This window comes from Cognatundibacterium squillarum, from assembly GCF_014652435.1.
Lineage (GTDB): Bacteria > Pseudomonadota > Gammaproteobacteria > Burkholderiales > Burkholderiaceae_D > Undibacterium > Undibacterium squillarum.
On the sequence record NZ_BMYU01000014.1, the window covers coordinates 1 to 19,470 of the forward strand.

Annotated in this window: 17 protein-coding genes; 12 read left to right on the forward strand and 5 right to left on the reverse strand. The window is 53.8% G+C overall.

Annotated elements, in window-relative coordinates; all coding sequences use genetic code 11:
• Nucleotides 1–1,014 precede the first annotated feature (1,014 nt).
• The 6 genes from IE092_RS18345 to fabI all read left to right on the forward strand — a co-directional run bounded on the left by IE092_RS18345 (nt 1,015) and on the right by fabI (nt 8,857).
• Nucleotides 1,015–2,835, forward strand: coding sequence for an ABC transporter substrate-binding protein (locus IE092_RS18345; protein ID WP_189359115.1), 1,821 nt, complete (start codon nt 1,015–1,017; stop codon nt 2,833–2,835).
• A 42-nt stretch (nt 2,836–2,877) separates the two neighbouring features.
• Nucleotides 2,878–3,816, forward strand: coding sequence for an ABC transporter permease (locus IE092_RS18350; RefSeq protein WP_189359117.1), 939 nt, complete (start codon nt 2,878–2,880; stop codon nt 3,814–3,816).
• An 11-nt stretch (nt 3,817–3,827) separates the two neighbouring features.
• Nucleotides 3,828–4,925, forward strand: coding sequence for an ABC transporter permease (locus IE092_RS18355; protein ID WP_229793265.1), 1,098 nt, complete (start codon nt 3,828–3,830; stop codon nt 4,923–4,925).
• A 7-nt stretch (nt 4,926–4,932) separates the two neighbouring features.
• On the forward strand, nt 4,933–6,648 hold the full coding sequence (locus IE092_RS18360; protein WP_189359120.1) for an ABC transporter ATP-binding protein: 1,716 nt from the start codon (nt 4,933–4,935) through the stop codon (nt 6,646–6,648).
• A gap of 615 nt (nt 6,649–7,263) precedes the next feature.
• Nucleotides 7,264–7,746, forward strand: coding sequence for a type 2 periplasmic-binding domain-containing protein (locus IE092_RS18365; protein WP_373295342.1), 483 nt, complete (start codon nt 7,264–7,266; stop codon nt 7,744–7,746).
• Between the two features lie 316 nt (nt 7,747–8,062).
• Nucleotides 8,063–8,857: an enoyl-ACP reductase FabI gene (gene fabI, locus IE092_RS18370; RefSeq protein ID WP_189359125.1), complete on the forward strand. Its 795-nt coding sequence runs from the start codon at nt 8,063–8,065 to the stop codon at nt 8,855–8,857.
• A 100-nt stretch (nt 8,858–8,957) separates the two neighbouring features.
• Here fabI and IE092_RS18375 read toward each other — a convergent pair whose 3' ends face one another.
• The 4 genes from IE092_RS18375 to modA are packed head-to-tail and all read right to left on the reverse strand — an operon-like array spanning nt 8,958 to nt 11,717.
• Nucleotides 8,958–9,839, reverse strand: coding sequence for an ABC transporter ATP-binding protein (locus tag IE092_RS18375; RefSeq protein WP_189359127.1), 882 nt, complete (start codon nt 9,837–9,839; stop codon nt 8,958–8,960).
• Nucleotides 9,836–10,525: a molybdate ABC transporter permease subunit gene (modB, locus tag IE092_RS18380; protein WP_189359129.1), complete on the reverse strand. Its 690-nt coding sequence runs from the start codon at nt 10,523–10,525 to the stop codon at nt 9,836–9,838. Before modB ends, IE092_RS18375 begins: the two co-directional genes overlap by 4 nt.
• Complete coding sequence (locus tag IE092_RS18385; protein WP_189359131.1) at nt 10,522–10,950, reverse strand: TOBE domain-containing protein; 429 nt, start codon at nt 10,948–10,950, stop codon at nt 10,522–10,524. The genes modB and IE092_RS18385 overlap by 4 nt, the downstream gene beginning before the upstream one ends.
• Entirely contained in the window at nt 10,947–11,717 is a 771-nt protein-coding gene (gene modA, locus IE092_RS18390; RefSeq protein ID WP_189359133.1) for a molybdate ABC transporter substrate-binding protein, read from the reverse strand. Before modA ends, IE092_RS18385 begins: the two co-directional genes overlap by 4 nt.
• A gap of 118 nt (nt 11,718–11,835) precedes the next feature.
• Here modA and bcsZ point away from each other — a divergent pair, with 118 nt between their 5' ends.
• The 6 genes from bcsZ (at nt 11,836) to IE092_RS18420 (ending at nt 19,010) form a co-directional block, all read left to right on the forward strand.
• The gene (gene bcsZ / locus IE092_RS18395) at nt 11,836–12,993 is read left to right on the forward strand and encodes a cellulose synthase complex periplasmic endoglucanase BcsZ (protein ID WP_189359135.1); all 1,158 of its coding nucleotides are present in this window, start codon (nt 11,836–11,838) and stop codon (nt 12,991–12,993) included.
• Between the two features lie 323 nt (nt 12,994–13,316).
• The gene (locus IE092_RS18400; protein WP_189359137.1) at nt 13,317–14,918 is read left to right on the forward strand and encodes a DEAD/DEAH box helicase; all 1,602 of its coding nucleotides are present in this window, start codon (nt 13,317–13,319) and stop codon (nt 14,916–14,918) included.
• Nucleotides 14,919–15,292: 374 nt separating this feature from the next.
• Nucleotides 15,293–16,369, forward strand: coding sequence for a selenide, water dikinase SelD (gene selD / locus IE092_RS18405; RefSeq protein ID WP_189359139.1), 1,077 nt, complete (start codon nt 15,293–15,295; stop codon nt 16,367–16,369).
• Between the two features lies 1 nt (nt 16,370).
• Complete coding sequence (tal, locus tag IE092_RS18410) at nt 16,371–17,306, forward strand: transaldolase (protein WP_189359141.1); 936 nt, start codon at nt 16,371–16,373, stop codon at nt 17,304–17,306.
• A gap of 66 nt (nt 17,307–17,372) precedes the next feature.
• On the forward strand, nt 17,373–18,017 hold the full coding sequence (locus IE092_RS18415; RefSeq protein WP_189359143.1) for a CatA-like O-acetyltransferase: 645 nt from the start codon (nt 17,373–17,375) through the stop codon (nt 18,015–18,017).
• Between the two features lie 144 nt (nt 18,018–18,161).
• Nucleotides 18,162–19,010, forward strand: coding sequence for a hypothetical protein (locus IE092_RS18420; protein ID WP_189359145.1), 849 nt, complete (start codon nt 18,162–18,164; stop codon nt 19,008–19,010).
• Between the two features lie 78 nt (nt 19,011–19,088).
• On the opposite strand, the gene IE092_RS18425 is transcribed toward IE092_RS18420, so the two are convergent.
• The gene (locus tag IE092_RS18425) at nt 19,089–19,382 is read right to left on the reverse strand and encodes a YciI family protein (RefSeq protein WP_189359147.1); all 294 of its coding nucleotides are present in this window, start codon (nt 19,380–19,382) and stop codon (nt 19,089–19,091) included.
• Between the last annotated feature and the right edge of the window lie 88 nt (nt 19,383–19,470).

The window sequence follows — 19,470 nt, forward strand, 5'->3', positions numbered from 1 at the left end:
AGACCGTTCAGTAACGCGTACACAAGTATCGCGTGAAATGCGATGACCAGCCCTATGCCGAGAAACTTCTTGCCCGGCTCTTGCTGGCGATTTGAAAAATCCATTAATACTCCTCCAAAACCACTAGATCTGCTGTCTGATCTGGATCAGAACCGCTCACACAAAAAAAGATTACAAAGCGTAGCGGGCCTGAAAATTCGGGTTCCACGCAAAGTATTCTTGGAAAACAGGGTCACATACACACCGGCACCGGAAATCCGGAATTCGCGTACTGAGGCTGGCGGAACGCTGAAAGATATTCAGCAACCCGGAATCTGGCGTGAACGCGAACAGGCCGGTAGGCACTGCAAACTTAGCCTGACGTTGAGCAAACGTCGTGCCAGGAAAGTGAAAAAACGCAGGAAAAGCATGTTACCGGATGTAACATTTATAAAAAATGACACAGATCCGGCAAATCAAGTAACACAGCTTTTTTTCGGAAGGCGCATAGAATCATTTTCAGTCTGTGACTGTCAACTCTAAACACGCCGCATTTCCCGTAAAAACAACAGGGAGGCATTTTGCCAAAAAAAAACCTGAAACGGAAACCTATATTTTTGTGCTTTGCAGCATTTTTTTGGTGCAGCAGCAAGAGCAAGACGCCAAATTGATTAATTATTCGAAATTAACGTCTGGCAACAAAATAAAATTCCCGACAAGCCTTCTTTTCAGCCGAAAATCGCACAAAAATTAGGGTGTATTGCAGCGTGGTTTTAATGCGTTACAACAAAAATAACATCGAAAAACAACACTTTGCACCTGTCTCGTGCAGCAAACTGGCCTGACCGCACCATCAGCGCACACCGGCGAATTCCCTTCCCTTTCTTCCGCCATTCTGTAAGTACAGACTTTACGTTATGTTTATGGCTTCTCGCTGAAGCTGACGGGAATCGCTGCATACGGCCGTACCTTAAACAGCTTCAGAGCACACAAACAGTTACAAATCGTCCGACCCGGACCACGGAAGCGCTGCCTATGAAATTGCCATTTCCTTTTCTGCGAAGCCACACTGCCTGCCTGCTGGGTACTGCCCTGCTTCTCTGCTCCGCCATTCCGCCCGGCATCGCTGCTCAGCAACCCGGGTTCGGGGATCCGGCGAAAGTATTGCGAACAGTATTTCCTGTGGCAGAAACCGGCTTCGATCCGGCGGCTGCCCGCGACCTTTACTCAAATGCCATCGTTGAAGCAGTGTTTGAGCGCTTGTATGGTTACGATTATCTGGCTTCGCCGGCACGCATCATCCCTGAAGCTGCTGCAGCATTGCCGGAAATCAGTGAAGATGGCCGCACCTACACCATACGCTTGCGCAAAGGGATACGCTTCACACCGGATGCTGCTTTCAAGGGAAAAGAGCGTGAACTACAGGCAAAAGATTTTATCTATTCGCTGATGCGCCTGATGGATCCGGCGATTGCATCTTCGCACCGATGGCTGCTGGAAGGGAAAATCATTGGTCTGGATGAACTTGCGGAGAAGGCAAAAAAAACCGGCAAATTTGATTACGACGCGGTCGTTCCCGGCTTGCAGGCACCTGATCCGTACACACTGAAAATCCGCCTGCACCGGCCGGATTACAACCTGCCGATGATACTGGCCTATACCGCGACTTCGGCTGTCGCACGTGAAGTGGTCGAAAAATATCGCGACGGACAAGGTCAGGTCATGGCGAATCCGGTAGGCAGCGGGCCTTACCGGCTGACCGAGTGGGTGCGCGGCAGCCGTATGGTGCTGGAAGCCAATCCCGGCTATCGCGAGCACTATTGGGACTCTGATCCCGGCGCAGATCCTGAAAAGCAAAAAATTGCGCGCCAGATGAAGGGCAAACGGATTCCGCAAATCGGTAAAGTGATTGTGCAGGTCATACTCGAAGATCAGTCGCGCCTGCTGGCATTCCAGAAAGATGAGACCGACTTATTTCAGTTATACGGCGGCCTCGCTCCGCAAGTGCTGCAGGATGGCAAACTGAAGCCGGAATTTACCAGCAAAGGCGTACAGTTATCCCGCATCATTTCGCCGGAACTCACCATTTACTACTGGAATATGCAGGATCCGGTGCTGGGTGGTCTGAGTAAAGAAAAAATCGCACTGCGCCGTGCGATTGCGATGGCGCATCAGGTCGAAGAGGAAATCCGTATCGTCGATAACGGCCAGGCAATTCCGCTGCAGTTTCCGATACCGCCGGGTGTGGTCGGACACGATCCCCAATATAAAAGCAGCATTCAGTACAACCCTGCCGCAGCCAATGCCCTGCTGGATCGCTTCGGCTACAAAAAAGGGGCCGATGGTTACCGTACTTTGCCGGATGGCAGTCCGCTGGTCATTCGTTTTACTTCACAAACAGAATCGCGCGGTCATCTGCAGGCGGAAGTCTGGAAAAAAACCTATGACCGGCTGGGCATCCGCATGGAAACGGATTTCCGGCCATTCAGTGAAATCCTGAAGGCAGAAAAGCAGTGTCAGTTGAAACAGCGTATATCGCCGTGGATGGCAGACTATCCGGACGGTGATAATTTCATGCAATTATTCTACGGAAAGAATATTCACCTGAATAATAATGGCTGCGTCAGTCTGCCGGAGTTCGATGCGCTGTATGAGCAAAGCCAGCGCTTGCCAGCCGGACCGGAGCGTGACGCCCTTTATCACAAGATGGCAAGGCTGATGGAAGCTTATTCCGCGCAGCGCATCGGGTTTGCGCGTTACTTTAATATGCTGGCCCAGCCTCGTGTGATTGGTTACCAGAAACATCCGGTCATGCATATCGAGTGGCCGTATCTGGATCTGGATACAAAACGCTGATTACTGCCCGCTTCCGGCTTAATATTTTTCTTTATACACATCATGAGTGCTTACCTGCTGCGCCGGATCTGGCAAATGATTCCCACCATGCTGGGCGTCATTTTGCTGGTGTTTTTCTTATTCAACTGGGTTGGCGGCGATCCGGCTTATATACTGGCCGGAAAAATTTCCAGCCCCGAACAAATCGCCAATATCCGCCGCCAGCTTGGTGTGGATCAGCCCTACTACATTCAGCTCTGGATTTTTATCCAGCAAATTGTGCATCTGGATTTCGGTAACAGCTGGAGTACCGGTGAATCCGTCAGTCATCTGATTGCCAGCCGCCTCGGACCTTCACTGACAGTATTGATTCCGCTGACGATTCTGGAAACACTGCTGGCCGTTGCACTGGCACTGGTGATTGCATTCCGCCGCGGCAGTCTGACCGACCGTGCTGTGATGATTGCCTGCACCGCCGGGATGTCGGTCAGTATTCTGGTGTATATCATTCTCGGACAATATTTTTTCGCTTATCAGCTTGGCTGGTTTCCGGTACAAGGCTGGGGCAATGCGTTTTCAGAAAATCTGATCCGTTATGCAGCGCTGCCGATTCTGATTGCGTTGATGGTAGGGCTGGCACCGAATCTGCGTTTGTTCCGCACCTTTGTGCTGGATGAAGTGAATCAGGACTATGTGCGTACGGCACGCGCCAAAGGCTTATCGGAACACCGCATACGCTGGGTACATGTGCTGAGGAATGCAGCAATTCCGATTCTGACCCATGTCATGTCAAATCTGCCCGCTTTACTGATTGGTGCATTCCTGATCGAACGTTTCTTTTCCATTCCGGGTATCGGCCGCGAAGTCATCCTTGCGGTTGAACGCAGTGATTTTCCCGTGATTAAAGCCATTACCGTTTGCGTCGCTGCTGCGACCATGCTGTTTAATCTGTTGACGGATTTACTGTATCAGGCAGTTGATCCGCGCGTACAACTCAAATGAATCCGGTTTCTATGATTGCTCAACAACCCCATTCTGCCGGCCTGTGGCTGCTGGCATGGCGCAGGCTGAAAGCCGATACCACCGCGATGATCAGCCTTGCTGTGGTGGCTGTATTTTTGCTGATCATCAGTCTGTCTGCTGCCGGATTCATCGCCGCCGACTGGGATGCGGAAATCGCGGTCAGTTACGCGCCACCCGGCTGGAGCCAGCAGGCTGCGAAAAGCGCAGGTCCTGCAACAGATGAAAGCGCAGCGCTGCCCGATAATCCCTATGATCCGCTGCGCGAAGATATCCTGCAGATTCAGCAGCAGTTGAAAGGCGCTGCGCCACAGGTTGACTGGTATGGCGTTCAGGATCCGCTGGCGACGGATATACAAGCCATATACAGCGATCTGGCGAAGCAAGGCAGCGTGCAGGAGAGCGGTAAAAAAGAAAGCCTGCTGTTCGGTGCTGACAAATGGGGACACGATGTACTGAAGAAAACCATTAAGGGCGCGGAAACCTCCATTGTGGTGGGGATAGTAGCTGCCGTACTCGCCACCGTCCTCGGTACAGTATTCGGCGCACTGGCAGGTTACTTTGGCGGCCGCACCGATGATTTCTTCAACTGGTTCTACAGCATCTTTACAGCAATTCCGTATCTGCTGCTGATACTGGCGGTCGCCGCTGTGCTGCAGCAAAAAGGGGTTGGCACCATTATCCTGATTCTGGCCTTAACCGGCTGGACCGGTCCTTTCCGCCTGATGCGTGCTGAGTATCTGAAACACAAAAACCGTGAATATGTCTGGGCTGCGCAAGCCATTGGTGCATCGCACTGGCGCAAAATGGCCGTACATATTTTTCCGAATGTCAGCCATGTTGCACTGGTACAGATTTCGATTCTGGTCGTCGGCTTTATCAAATCTGAAGTCATTCTGAGTTTTCTGGGCTTCGGTGTTCCGGTCGGCACAGTCTCGTGGGGCAGCATACTGAACGAAGCACAGAATGAACTGATCCTCGGCAAATGGTGGCAACTGACTGCCGCAACCGTTGCGATGGCCACCCTGGTAACGGCCTTCTCTTTATTTACCGATGCCCTGCGCGATGCGCTGGACCCGAAATTGCGCTGAGCTTGTTATGCATACTAAAAAAAACTCTGATGCCCTGCTGCAGATCCGCAATCTGAATATCAGCTTTAAAAACGGCAAACACAGCTGGCACGAAGCTGTAAAAAATGTCAGCTTCAGCATCCCCGCGAACCAGACAGTGGCGCTGGTTGGTGAATCCGGTAGCGGTAAATCGGTCAGCTCGCTCGCAGTGATGGGCTTGCTTCCCGCCGACACCAGCCGTATTTCAGCAGCCAGTGAAATCCTGTTTAACGGCGTGAACTTACTGAAGCTTTCGCCCGCCGAACGGCGTGCTTTATGCGGCAAAGAAATCGCGATGATTTTTCAGGAGCCGATGAGCTCGCTGAATCCGGTGCTGACCGTCGGCTACCAGATCGGTGAAGTGCTGCGTCTGCATCAGGGCATGAATCGGAAACAAGCGCGCGCACGTGCGATTGCCTTGCTGGAAGAAGTCGGTATTCCCGATCCGGCCAGCAAAGTCGATAGCTATCCATGCCAGATGTCCGGTGGCCAGCAACAGCGCGTGATGATTGCAATGGCGATTGCCTGCGAACCGCGCCTGCTGATTGCGGATGAGCCGACCACGGCGTTGGATGTAACAATACAAAAGCAGATTATTGATCTGATCAAATCGCTGCAGCAAAAACATCAGATGGCAGTGCTGTTTATCACGCATGATCTGGCACTGGTCGGCGAAGTGGCGGATCAGGTGATTGTGATGCGGCATGGTGAAATTCGCGAACAAGGCGAAGCCGGTCAGATTTTTACCGCACCACAGGATCAGTACACCCGCGCCCTGCTGCACTGCCGTCCGGATGTCAGCCACCGGCCTTTGCGCCTGCCGGTCATCGCCGACTTCATGCAGGAAAACGCGCCACTAGCCAGCACCACGGAACGCCAGCGCGGCTGGAACAGCGATGATGAAATCATTCTGAAAGTCAGCAATCTGAGTAAGCATTTCAGCGTGCCGGACGGACTGTTCCGCAGCAAAACCGTGCGCGCTGTTGATCATGTCTCGTTTGAGCTGGCGAAAGGAAAAACACTGGGCATTGTCGGTGAATCCGGCTCCGGCAAAACCACGGTCGGACTGACGCTGATGCGCCTGCATCAGGCCACGGGTGGCGAAGCCTGGTACAAAGGCCAGAATATTCTGAGCATGCCGGAAAAAGCATTCCATCCGCTGAAACCGAAAATCCAGATCATTTTCCAAAATCCGTATGCCTCGCTGAATCCGCGCTTTACGATAGGCCAGATTCTGACCGAGCCGATGCAATTACACCAAATCGGCAATAACGATGCAGAAAGGCTGAAGATGGCAACAGCGCTGCTGGATAAAGTCAGCCTGCCCGCCACTGCCTTGCAGCGTTATCCGCATGAGTTTTCCGGCGGCCAGCGCCAGCGGATTGCAATTGCGCGCTGCCTGAGTATGAAGCCGGAAATCCTGATCTGCGACGAATCGGTTTCCGCTCTAGATGTATCGGTGCAGGCACAAGTGCTGAATCTGCTGCAGGATTTGCAGGATGAGTTCGGTTTGTCTTATCTGTTTATTTCACATGATCTGGCTGTAGTGAAATACATTTCTGATCAGGTGCTGGTGATGCAGCACGGTAAGCAAATCGAATGCGGCAATGCGGATGCACTGTATGCCAGTCCGCAGCATGATTACACCCGCAAGCTGCTGGCAGCGGTACCGCGCGGCTACACCGCACAACAGGGACATGACTGAGCGCAGACGCAATTCTTCAACGGGTCAGCGCAGCTGCCTGAAAACCGGCTGAAAACCGCTGGAAATGCCCCAAATGCGGATTTAAGCACAGCAATCCGGCGGTCGTCGGCAGAAAGTCTGGTTGTCCGGAAATTGCAGATGCGGTGTTCTGCACAATGTACGGATGTTCGCCGACACCGGTACTGCCCGCCGGACGAACAAATGCGCTTGACGGAATGCCTGCCGGTGACTTTACTGATGACATGCCAGCTGTATTTACCAATCCCAATCATGAATTCGTTTCTAACTGCCGTTTTTTTGTCACGTGCATTCTGTGTCTCCGTCAGATCTTCAGGCAACGTACTGGCTGCCATCTGGCTACTAGTTCTCATGTTCTTGCCAGCAGTTCATGTCAGCGCTTCAACGCAAAACTTTGCTATCCTCAGTCATTATCAGCATCCGCCATACGTCACATCTACCAGCGATGGTCTTACATTTGAACTCGCAAATTATCTGACAAGAAAAAGCGGCGGCCGCTACCGGTTTCAATCGCAAATCCTGCCGAAACGACGTCTGCTGAACCTGCTGAGATCAAATACCGAGGACGCCCTTGTTCCCTGGGTCACACCGGAATGGATGCCCGAAGCTATCAGTTTTCGTCCGGACTGGAGCGATACCATCATGGAAAGCAACGACCTGGTGATTTCGTCACAGCAAAAACCGCTGGAATGGCAGGGACCGGTCAGCGCCAGCGGCTTGCGCTTCGGTGGCATACTGGGGCATGTATACACAGACCTGATGACAGCATTTGCACAGGGAACGATCATTCGCGACGATGCGCCTGACGATGCATCCAATCTGATGAAGTTACGCAAGCAACGTATCGATTTTCTGTTTCTGCAAGATCATGCAGTCCAGTACTACCTTCACCGGCACCCTGCTCTGATGGCAGATTTATACATCAGTAAATCTAAGCGTAACAGTAAACCCCATCAGTTGAAAATTATGCTGAGAGTCCGGAACGAAGCCGACAAATCAGCAATACTGCTCATCATCAACCGCATGCCGCAGGATGCTGAATGGCAGTCGATACTGAAGCGCTACGGCCTAGGCATTTGAGTACAATGGGGCAACAGGTAAGCTGGAACCCGCTTTTTCCTGACACAAGGACAGACAAACCCCTGATATCCGCTGATCAGATCTGCAGCAGCAACCACATCGTCTGATTTCCTTCATCCTTTCAATACATTGAACATTTGCCCGATTCGAGGGAAGCCACTACAATTCGACCCTGTTATGAATTCCCTGTTACTGACAGGGATCAATACCGGACAAAAATTCCGGTACTCGTTTCCGAAAACCCATGCCCGGCTGGCTGGTCCCGAATAATAACGACAGGACTGCAAAGCGCAGCCGGAAACCATCTGGAGTCAACATGGCATTTCTGCAAGGTAAAAAAATTCTGATCACAGGTTTGCTGTCAAACCGTTCGATTGCTTACGGTATTGCGCAAGCGTGTAAACGTGAAGGTGCCGAACTCGCATTCACCTATGTGGGTGAACGTTTCAAAGACCGCATCACAGAATTCGCAGCAGAATTCGACAGCAAACTGATTTTTGAATGCGACGTCAGCAGCGATGAACAAATCGAAGCGCTGTTCCGCGATCTGGGTCAGAGCTGGGATCAGCTGGATGGTCTTGTACACGCCATCGGTTTTGCACCACGCGAAGCGATTGCCGGTGAATTCCTGGACGGCCTGTCCCGCGAATCTTTCCGCATTGCGCACGATATCTCTGCTTACTCTTTCCCTGCACTGGCAAAAGCTGCACTGCCGATGCTGCGTGACAAATCCGCTCTGCTGACGCTGTCGTATCTGGGTGCGATCCGCGCGATTCCGCACTACAACACCATGGGTCTGGCAAAAGCATCACTGGAAGCATCGGTACGTTATCTGGCAGAAGATCTGGGCAAAAAAGGTATCCGTGTTAACGGTATCTCTGCTGGCCCGATCAAAACGCTGGCAGCCAGCGGCATTAAAGACTTCGGCAAACTGCTGGGCTTTGTTGCTGATCACGCACCGCTGCGCCGTAACGTGACGATTGAAGACGTGGGCAATACTGCAGCCTTCCTGTTGTCGGATCTGTCCAACGGCATTACCGGCGAAATCACTTATGTTGACGGTGGTTTCTCCCACATCATGGGTCTGAATGCAGACACCTACAATCGCTGATCTGCGGACGGTGATGATGTAAAAAAAATGGCGCTGCATCAGCGCCATTTTTATTTTCTGTTCCGCACGACTATTCACTGCATGCCGCAGCGATCAGCCTTCAACCAGCCCTGCCAAGCGGTGTAATACTGCGTACCGCCACGGCAATACGATCGCCCGGCCGCAATCCGGCTGCCTGTTCTGCGCTGGCAAACACTTCCGTCACTTCCTGCCCGATCAGCAGCGACAGCACATACACCACTTCTTCACGCCGCACCGCCAGTACCTGCGCCTGCAAGGTCAGTTGCCCGGCCTGCCCGCCCTGCAAAAATACCTGTTCCGGTGATCCGCTGCGTGCAATGCGACCATGTTCCAGCACAAACACTTGCTGACACAGGCGGAAAATTTCCGCCATATCATGCGAAACCAGTAAGCTGGTACAGCCGCTCTGTTGCATTGCCTGCTGCAGCACATCCTGCAACTGACTGCGTGTTTCTGCGTCCAGTGCGGACAAAGGCTCATCCAGCAACAGCAAGCTGCCGGGCTGATCCCAGATTCTTGCCAGCGCACGTGCCAGCGCGACGCGCTGCTGCTGTCCGCCGGACAACTGCGCAGGTTTGCGTTGCGCCAGCGCCTGCAGGCCGGTCAGCTGCAACAGATGAGTTACCAGTGCAGGCTGGCTGCGTGCTAAGGCATATGCAATATTGGCTTGCACCGTCATATGCGGGAACAATGCGTAGTCCTGAAAGACCATCCCGACACGGCGCTGTTGCGGCGGCAGACAAATGCCGCGTTCCGTATCCAGCCAGACCTGATCGCCGGCGCGGATGAAGCCCTGTTGCGGTTTCAGCAAGCCCGCGATGATGCGCAGAAGCGTTGTTTTACCAGCACCGGATGCACCGCTCAGGCAGGCGCTCTGCTGTGCTGCAATCTGCAGATCCGGTTTCAGCATGTCTGCACCGTCTGCGGACGTCAGCGGATGTTGTATGCGTATTTCAATCACCGGACCACTCCCGCGCCCGGACTGCGGCGCTGCAGTCCGTAGACTGTCAGCAGAATCACAAAGCTGATCGCAAACAACACGGCAGCGTAGGCATGGGCCGCATCGTAATTCAGACTTTCGACTTCGTTATAAATGGCCATCGATGCGAGCCGCGTTTGTCCCGGAATATTCCCGCCTATCATCAGCACCACACCGAATTCACCTATCGTATGCGCGAACGCCAGTACCGTGCCACTGAGTAAGGCCGGTCGCACCGATGGCAGTATCACGCGGAAAAAACTTTCGGTATCGGATTTCCCCAGTGTACGCGATGCTTCCAGCAAGCTGCGCGGCAGGTTCTGAAATGCTGCCTGTACCGGCTGCACCATAAACGGCAGACTGAATAAAACCGAACCAATCACCAGTCCGCTGAAACTGAATACCAGCTTCAGATGCAAAGTCTGCTCCAGCCACTGACCAAATGCGTAGCGCGGACTGAAGATCAGTAACAGATAAAAGCCCAGCACCGAAGGCGGCAATACCAGCGGCAAACTGACCAGACTTTCCAACACAGGCTTGAAACGGCTGCGGCTGTGCGCAATGCGGTAAGCGAGCGGCACACCCAGCAACAGCAAAATGATGGTGGTGATTGCTGCCAGCTGCAAGGTCAGCCACACCGGTTGCCAATCCAGTTGCTGCCAGTTCATCGGACCTCCGCTGCATCGTGCTGAGCGATGACACAAAAGGCACTGGACTTGATCATGGCCTGCACCGCATCACCGGGCTGCAATTGCATTTGCTGTACGGCACGGGTCGTGATCACCGCTGCCATCGCTTGCTGCTGTGGCAGCAGCGATAATAATATTCTGCTTAAGATCTGACCGGATTCAATCGCGGTGATTTGCGCCGGCAGGCAATTACGGATACTGCAACTACCCTGAAAATCCTTGGCAATTGCGACATCCATTTCCGGCACCTGCAAACTGACCGCACGTCCGCATTCCCACTGCTGCCAGACCGCAGGCTGCGCCAGCAGACTGGCGCTCAGTTGCACACCGCCGGCCTGCACTGTCAGCAGACAAACACTGCCGTGCGCTTCGCGCGCGATGATTTCTCCGTGCAGAATATTCATTTATTGTCCGGCAGCAGATAGCCGTATTTCTCAAAAATCGCGCGGCCTTTGGCCGAATATAAAAAATCAAAAAACTGCTGTGCCGCCTGCGCCTGCTGCTCTTTACCCGCTTTCAGAATCACTGCACTTTGCGCAATCGGCTGATATAAGTGATGCGGAATTTCTACCCATTTCCCCTGGCCCTTCATTTCCGGCGCGAGCACGACAGACTTGGCGGTAAAGCCAACATCCGCCACGCCGGAATGAATGTACTGATTGGTTTGCGCAATGCTTTCGGCAAATACCAGTCTGTTCTCCAGTTTTTTATCCAGCCCGGCTGCTGCCAGCACCCGCATGGTTTCGCGGCCATACGGTGCGGTTTTCGGATTAGCTACCGCAATCTTACTGACCGACGCCTGTTGCAGCGCTGCCTGCCAGTCGCTGACCTTGTTCAGCTTCGTACTCCACAAAACCAGTGCTCCGTACACATACACTCTGGGCGTATTTGCGGCGAATCCTTCTTTCACCAGCTTGTCTGGAAATTCTGTATCCGCCGACAGAAACACATGAAACGGTGCGCCGTTCATGATTTGCGTCGTCAGTTTGCCGGAAGAATTCACACTGGCTTGCAGATCGTGTCCGCTTTCCTGTTTAAAGGCTGCCTTTAAATCATCAAACACAAACTGTACATTGGCTGCCACCGCCACCGATACAGTTGCAGCCTGCGCATGCAGGCAGAACAACGACAACAGCGCAGACAACAGCAGATAAGTTTTTTTTATCATCATTTCCAGTCTCAGAACGGCATGCTGCCGCAAAAGATTACAGTACAATGCCAGCGTTGGCGAAGTTCAGAAATGCTAACAGTCTTATCTCCTGCTTACAAATCCGACTCTGAAAATCCTGATGCTTACCAAGAAACGCCTGTTACGCTGCATCGGCGGCGCGATATTCAGTTTGTCTGCCCTCTCTGAAGCCCATGCGCAATGCAACTGGCCGCAGTGGGAGCAGTTCCGTCAGACCTTTGTCAGTGATGACGGACGCGTGATTGATCACAGTACACCAATGCTGCACACCGTGTCGGAAGGTCAGGCGTATGCGATGTTTTTTGCGCTGGCTGCCAACGATAAGGAAAGTTTTGCAAAACTACTGCGCTGGACCGCGAATAATCTGGCGGGTGGTGATCTGACCGTACGCCTGCCTGCATGGCAATGGGGACGACGCGCTGATCAGAGCTGGGGCGTGATCGATCCGAATGCAGCGTCGGATGCCGATCTCTGGATTGCCTACACGCTGATACTGGCCGGTGAAGTCTGGCAGCAACCTGCGTATAACGCTGCGGGGCAATTGCTGGCACAGCGTATTTTGCGCGAAGAAAGCCGCGAACTGCCGGGGCTGGGCCTGAGCCTGTTACCGGCACCGATGGGCTTTGATCTGGGCGAACAACGCTGGAAACTGAACCCCAGCTATGTGCCGCTGCAATTGCTGCGCTGGCTGGCGGTCAGTACCGGCGATACGCGCTGGCAACAGATGCTGAACGCGTCACGCTTACTGTTACTGCAAACCGCGCCGCGCGGCTTCAGTCCGGACTGGGTAATCTATCAGACCACCCCACAGCAAACCGCGAGCTTCAGCCCGGACTTACAAGGCGCGGAAAAAGGCATGGGCGGCTATAACGCAATTCGCGTGTATTTATGGGCGGGTATGCTGCATGAGCAGGATACTGACCGCAGCCGCTTACTGAAGTTATGGCAGCCAATGGCAGAACTGACCGGCAATCTCGGTTTTCCGCCGGAATATATCGATGTACACAGTGGCGAACCGAAAGGCGCGGGTTCGACCGGATTTACAGCTGCACTGCTGCCGTTTCTGAAAGCCGGCGGACATCAGCCAGTGCTGCGCCAGCAAATGCTGCGTATTCAGGCGCAGGGCATACGGCCGGATGCCTATTACGATCAGGTGCTGAGCCTGTTCGGTCAGGGATTTTTGCAGCAGCAATTCCGTTTCAATCCGCAGGGTAAAGCAGAATTTGTCTGGCAACGCCAGTGTAAACGCGAAGGATAATGCCTTATTTTGCGCTTCTCCTGAAATTTTCCTGCGAAAAACAGGGAAATGCTGTATTATTCCGTTTTTGCACTGCAATAAAGCGCAGTTTGCATGAATCAGTAGCATCGCAAGCCCTCGCCCGCCTAGCTGGTGGCGCAACCTAAAAGCCCTCCGCCCTGCATGTCAGCATTTCCGCTATAGACATCTTCCCGGCGCAAAGCTTTTGTGCCGAAATTCATTGTCGTTCCTACGGAACTTTCTTTGGTCATTTCGTTTGCTTGACGCTGCATGTTTGCGCGTGTCCGATGGCATTGCGTTAAATTATTTTTTGAAAGTTTTTCATGAGTTTTGAAGCACTTGGTTTGCACGCGAACATCATTCGCGCCCTGACTGACGCTGGCTACACCCAGCCTACGCCTGTACAGCAACAAGCAATTCCTGCGGCGATCGAAGGCCGCGATCTGATGGTTTCTTCCCAGACCGGTTCCGGTAAAACCGCAGCATTCATGCTGCCTGCGCTGCACAAACTGGCAACAGCTGAAGTTGCACCGGCAGCACGTACTGCAAATCAGGAACGTCAGGCTGCGCGCGCTCGCGGCGACCGTCCTCGCTTTACCGCAGCAAAACCAAAACTGCTGGTCCTGACACCAACCCGTGAACTGGCGCTGCAGGTAACAACTGCCACCGACAAATACAGTGCGCACACACGCCGTCTGCGCGCAGTGTCGATTCTGGGTGGTATGCCTTACCCGAAACAAATGCAATTGCTGTCACGCAATCCTGAAATTCTGGTGGCAACACCGGGTCGTCTGATCGACCATATGGAATCCGGCAAAATCGATTTCTCCGAACTGCAAATGCTGGTTCTGGACGAAGCAGACCGTATGCTGGACATGGGTTTCATCGACGATATCGAAAAAATCGTTGCAGCAACACCGGCCACACGTCAGACCATGCTGTTCTCCGCCACACTGGACGGCGTTGTCGGCAACATGGCAAAACGTATTACCAATGAGCCACTGATCATTCAGATCGCCAGCTCTGCAACCAAACACGAAAACATTGAACAGCGCGTTCACTATGTGGACGATCTGCTGCACAAAAACCGTATGCTGGACCATCTGCTGCGTGATACAGCGATTGATCAGGCTGTGGTGTTCACTGCGACCAAACGTGATGCCGATGGTATCGCTGACCGTCTGAACATCGCTGGTTTCGCCGCTGCTGCATTGCATGGTGACATGCATCAGGGCGCACGTAACCGTACCCTGTCTGCGATGCGTAATGGTCACGTTCGCGTACTGGTAGCGACCGACGTTGCTGCCCGTGGTATCGACGTTCCGGGCATCACCCACGTATTCAACTACGATCTGCCGAAATTTGCAGAAGACTACGTTCACCGTATCGGCCGTACCGGTCGTGCAGGCCGTAAAGGTATCGCAGTTTCTCTGGTGAACCACGCAGAAAGTCTGCATGTACGCCGTATCGAGCGTTTCACTAAACAAACCATTCCGGTTGACGTGATTGAAGGCTACGAGCCACAACGCGCACCGGCAGCGGCACGCGGCAACCGCAAACCAGGCTGGAAACCGGGCGAAGGCCGTGGTAAGCCACGCAGCGGCAGTTCTTCCGGTGGCCGCAGCGGTCAGCGTTCATTCGGCGCAGGAGCCGGTGCCGGTGCAGGTAATGGCAGCTCTTACGGTGGTCAGCGTTCTTTCGGCGCCGGTGCAGGCGCAGCAGCTGCCGGTAACGGTGGTCAGCGCGGCTTCGGCGGCGGTCAGGAACGCAGCGAACGCGGTGAGCGCGCAGGCTACGGCCAGCGTCGTGAAGGCGGCGGCGGTTTCGGCGGTCAGCGCCGCGAAGGTGGCAGCGCTTACGGCCAGCGTCGTGAGGGTGGCTACGGTCAGCGTCGCGAATCCCAGCGTCGTTTCAGCGGCGAGTAATTGCTGACACGGTGATGTCCTGACGCAGGATCATCACCAGTCTCCTCAAAAGCGGCCCGCGGGCCGCTTTTTTGTTGTCTGAAGCTCCCCAACTGCCTCAAATGCGGACTTTGGCACAGAAAATCACGGACGTCCGCAGAAACGCTGGCGCTCCGGACATAGGGTCTGACGAATACTGCATATCAGCATTTCCCGAACTTCCTCCGCGCTGCTTTTTTTATACTGGAAAGCTTCCCTTGCACTGATCAGCAAGCATCAGCACGTATCAGTGGCGGGACAGCATGATTTTCAGGACATCATCCGGCGTTTAGTGAAATAGGCGTCACAGGCCAAGCGTATAATCGGGATTCTTTTTTCTGCACGAACAACAGACTATGAGCACACTCACTGCCAGTTATCCGGTTCGCCTGACCTCGCTGTCGCACGGCGGCGGTTGCGGCTGCAAAATTGCCCCCGGCGTGTTGTCCGAGATTCTGAAAAAATCCGGCCAGTTTCCGGTACCGCCGCAACTGATGGTCGGCATTGAAACCAGCGATGACGCAGCGGTGTATCGTTTAAATGACGAGCAAGCGCTGATAGCGACCACTGACTTCTTTATGCCGGTGGTGGATGATCCGTTTGATTTCGGCCGCATCGCTGCCACCAATGCTATTTCTGATGTGTATGCGATGGGCGGCACGCCGATTATGGCGCTGGCGATTGTCGGCATGCCGGTCAATCAGTTACCGCATGAAATGATCGGCGAGATTCTGCGCGGCGGACAAACTGTGTGCGCCGATGCAGGTATTCCGATCGCCGGCGGCCATACCATTGATTCAGTCGAACCGATTTATGGTCTGGTGGTGATGGGAATTGCCCACCCTGACCGCATACGCCGCAATGCCGATGCCAGAGCCGGTGACCAGTTAATCCTGAGCAAACCGCTGGGTGTCGGTATTTTGTCTGCTGCGCTGAAAAAGCAAATGCTGGACGAAGCCGGTTATGCCGCAATGATCGCGACCACCACCCAGTTAAATCGTCCGGGCCAGCATTTATCAGGTCTGTCCGGTGTGCATGCACTCACCGATGTGACCGGTTTCGGCCTGTGCGGGCACTTACTCGAAATTTGCCGTGGTTCCGGCCTGGCGGCAGATATTGCATTCGATGCGCTGCCTTTGCTGCCCGGCATTGCCGCGTTTGCCGAACAAGGCATCGTGACCGGCGCTTCCGGTCGCAACTGGCAGGCTTACGGGCATCAGGTGCAACTGGACGAGCGCATCAGCGCGGCCCAGCGCGCCATTCTGACCGATCCGCAGACTTCCGGTGGCTTACTGGTCAGTTGTGCGCCGGAAGCGACACAGGATGTGTTAGCATTATTTCATCAACAAGGTTTCAGCCATGCCACCGTGATCGGTGCGCTGACATCCGGTGAACCCGCAGTACGGGTTCTGCCTTCATCACTTGGACGTTAATATGAATCAACTCGAACAACTCAAACAACATACCATCGTCGTCGCGGATACCGGTGATTTTCAAGCGATCAAAGCCTATACACCGCGTGATGCGACCACCAATCCGTCGCTGATTCTGAAAGCCGTACAAAAACCGGAATACCAGCATTTGCTGGAACAGGCTGTGCGCGAACACGCCGGCGCCAGCACCGAAGAAATCATCGATCATTTGCTGGTAGCTTTCGGTCAGCGCATTCTGCAGGAAATCCCGGGCCGCGTTTCCACCGAAACCGATGCACGCCTGTCATTTGATACCGAAGCCACCGTTGCCAAAGGCCGTCAGCTGATCGCGCTGTATGAAGCCGCCGGTATTCCGCGTGAAAAAGTGCTGATTAAAATCGCCTCCACATGGGAAGGTATCCGCGCTGCGGAAATTCTGGAAAAAGAAGGCATCCGCTGCAACATGACGCTGTTATTCTGTCTGGCACAGGCAGTCGCCTGCGCGGAAGCAGGTGCGCAACTGATTTCTCCGTTTGTCGGCCGTATTTACGACTGGTACAAAGCCAAAACCGGTCAGGAATACACGGGTTCTGATGATCCGGGCGTGCAATCCGTGAGCCGCATTTACAACTACTACCGCAAATTCGGCTACAAAACCGAAGTTATGGGTGCAAGCTTCCGTAACACATCACAAATTCTGGAACTGGCCGGTTGCGATCTGCTGACCATCAGCCCGGATCTGCTGCAAAAACTGGCGGATACTGAATCGGAAGTCACACCACGCCTGAATGCCGCCAATGCGCAGGCCGCCGACATCAGCCGTATCGATGTCAGCGAAGCTGCTTTCCGCTTTGCGCTGAACGAAGATGCGATGGCGACCGAAAAACTGTCGGAAGGTATCCGCGCTTTCTGTGCAGATACCCGTAAGCTGGAACAAATGATTGCCGCTTTGCGCTGATTTGCCTTAAACCAGCCAGGCTGCACTGCAGTATCATGCGGGGAGTGTTAAGCACTCCCCTTTTTTATGAAAACCCTGATACAGCAAGAACAATGGGCACGGCGCGAACATTTCGCTTTTTTCGGCCGCATGTCCAACCCTATGCACAGCCTGACGACACAGGTTTCCTGCGAACCCGCCTACCGCTATTGCCGCGAACACGGCATTTCTTTCTTTCTGCATTATCTGCATCAGACCCTGATCGCCGTGAATGCCTGCGATAATCTGCGTTACCGTGTGGAAGGCGACAATGTCGTGCAGTACGACACCATTCATGCCAATACCACCATTGGCCGCCCCGATCACAGTTTTGGCTTTTGTCCGGTGCAGTTCGATCCGGATTTTCAGCAATTCCGTACGCAGGCCGAACCGGCGATGCAAGCCGTGATCAGCGCCGGCGGTTTATGTTTCAATGAAGAATGCCAGCGTCAGGATGTGATCCATTTTTCCGCGATTCCGTGGGTGGCATTTGAAGGCCTGACCCATGCGTATCACAACGGTTTTCCTGACAGCGTACCGAAGGTATCGGTTGGCAAACTACATCAGCGCGATGGCAAACTGGTTCTGCCAGTCGCCACCTTTGCGCATCACGGACTCGCAGATGCGTATCATATTCATCAGTTCTTAGAGCGGCTGGAATACGGCCTGAACCACCCGCCCTGCCTGACCTGAAGCAAAAAGGCACTACTTTATCCGGCCAGACCATATGCCTGTCGCAACCGGACGACAGGCATAAGTAGTTTCCGTCATAGCAAGAAAAAAGTCCTTCGTTATACTGGTTTCAGCATTCACAATGACTTCCCACGAGGAGACACTATGCTGATTCAAGCCTTCAGGGCTCGCATTCAACAGTACCGCGCCCGGAAGTTTTTACGCAATTCGCGCTACCGCCCGCAATTGCGCACCCTGCCCACCGGTCTGCTGCAATACTGGACCGATACCGCGCACCACGAATTTCCCGGCATTCCGCAAGACCCGCATTTTTTCTGGCAGGCAGCAGAAGGCTTACTGCAATTTTTTGCCTGCGTACGCCACAGCCCGCACGCCTGCGCCCTGCCTTCACGCGCTGCCGATTCGGTCTGGCATGCCTGGCTGCGCTTTTCGCCGATGCAGTTGCAGCAATTCTGTGCCAACTGGTACGGGCGCGATATTCCGCATATCGCCGATGACAACATGCCCGGCGGCATCGACGCCGCAGTGGGTGCCACCTTGCTGGCAGCGCGGCATCTGGAAGGCATGCCTATGTGGTCTGCACGCATTCCCGCCTTATTCACACTGGACCAGCGGCTGAATATGCCCGGTGGCTACGCTTACTACGCCAGTCGGGGTGAAATTTACTGGCAATCCATTGATGCTTACGGTCGATCCGGCGGCGCACCGCGCAAACCGGAAACGCTGACACATGACTGGTATTTTCAGCAAGGCTGGATCAGTGCCGATGATCATCGGAAAGCACAGGACGAACAGCGCCGTCGTTATGACACGGGGACATCTGATATAGCCGCACCGCTGGCGTTCAGTTCCGGCGCAGGCGCTGCAATCACCGACGATACGCATTGCAAACCCGTTGATGCGGGCAGCAGCGATACACACTGCACCGACACCAGCAGCAGTATCAGCAGTTGCGGAAGTAGCTGCGGTAGCAGCTGTGGCAGTAGTTCCTGAATCCGGTCGCCAGTCATTGCTGGCTGGTAAACTGTAATTAATCACCGCAGCCCGATTCTGCCTGTAGCACCAATGCCATCACGGGGCCATGAACAGGTTTGCGCAATCCGGCGCGGCCATCACAGGAGAAAACTCTGTAATTGTGTAACTGACCGCACCACTGCGTATAAACGGGTCTGCGGCTAAGATTTCACGCAATTCTGCCTCGTGGCTGTGCCTCGAAATAATGATGCCGCCGGTTCTTGGGACTTTTCTCCCGCCGAATAAGAGTTGATTCGATTGGTAGTGCTGCTCCAAATAGCTTCTGTGCAGCGCGCTGAGTTCCGGGGTAATTTTTGTCATGTCATTGAAACACATATCTACTAAAAACATACTTGCCTCGCCTTAATAAGAAAACCTCGATAGAATGCTACTCATTCCGTAGCGAACTATAGCGCTACTTTTTTAGTAGCACAAGAAG

Coding starts and splice junctions, on each gene's coding strand:
- IE092_RS18345 (WP_189359115.1), top strand. CDS start 1,015: ATGAAATTGCCATTTCCTTTTCTGCGAAGCCACACTGCCTGCCTGCTG.
- IE092_RS18350 (WP_189359117.1), top strand. CDS start 2,878: ATGAGTGCTTACCTGCTGCGCCGGATCTGGCAAATGATTCCCACCATG.
- IE092_RS18355 (WP_229793265.1), top strand. CDS start 3,828: ATGATTGCTCAACAACCCCATTCTGCCGGCCTGTGGCTGCTGGCATGG.
- IE092_RS18360 (WP_189359120.1), top strand. CDS start 4,933: ATGCATACTAAAAAAAACTCTGATGCCCTGCTGCAGATCCGCAATCTG.
- IE092_RS18365 (WP_373295342.1), top strand. CDS start 7,264: ATGCCCGAAGCTATCAGTTTTCGTCCGGACTGGAGCGATACCATCATG.
- fabI (WP_189359125.1), top strand. CDS start 8,063: ATGGCATTTCTGCAAGGTAAAAAAATTCTGATCACAGGTTTGCTGTCA.
- modB (WP_189359129.1), bottom strand. CDS start 10,525: ATGAACTGGCAGCAACTGGATTGGCAACCGGTGTGGCTGACCTTGCAG.
- IE092_RS18385 (WP_189359131.1), bottom strand. CDS start 10,950: ATGAATATTCTGCACGGAGAAATCATCGCGCGCGAAGCGCACGGCAGT.
- modA (WP_189359133.1), bottom strand. CDS start 11,717: ATGATGATAAAAAAAACTTATCTGCTGTTGTCTGCGCTGTTGTCGTTG.
- bcsZ (WP_189359135.1), top strand. CDS start 11,836: ATGCTTACCAAGAAACGCCTGTTACGCTGCATCGGCGGCGCGATATTC.
- IE092_RS18400 (WP_189359137.1), top strand. CDS start 13,317: ATGAGTTTTGAAGCACTTGGTTTGCACGCGAACATCATTCGCGCCCTG.
- selD (WP_189359139.1), top strand. CDS start 15,293: ATGAGCACACTCACTGCCAGTTATCCGGTTCGCCTGACCTCGCTGTCG.
- tal (WP_189359141.1), top strand. CDS start 16,371: ATGAATCAACTCGAACAACTCAAACAACATACCATCGTCGTCGCGGAT.
- IE092_RS18415 (WP_189359143.1), top strand. CDS start 17,373: ATGAAAACCCTGATACAGCAAGAACAATGGGCACGGCGCGAACATTTC.
- IE092_RS18420 (WP_189359145.1), top strand. CDS start 18,162: ATGCTGATTCAAGCCTTCAGGGCTCGCATTCAACAGTACCGCGCCCGG.
- IE092_RS18425 (WP_189359147.1), bottom strand. CDS start 19,382: ATGTTTTTAGTAGATATGTGTTTCAATGACATGACAAAAATTACCCCG.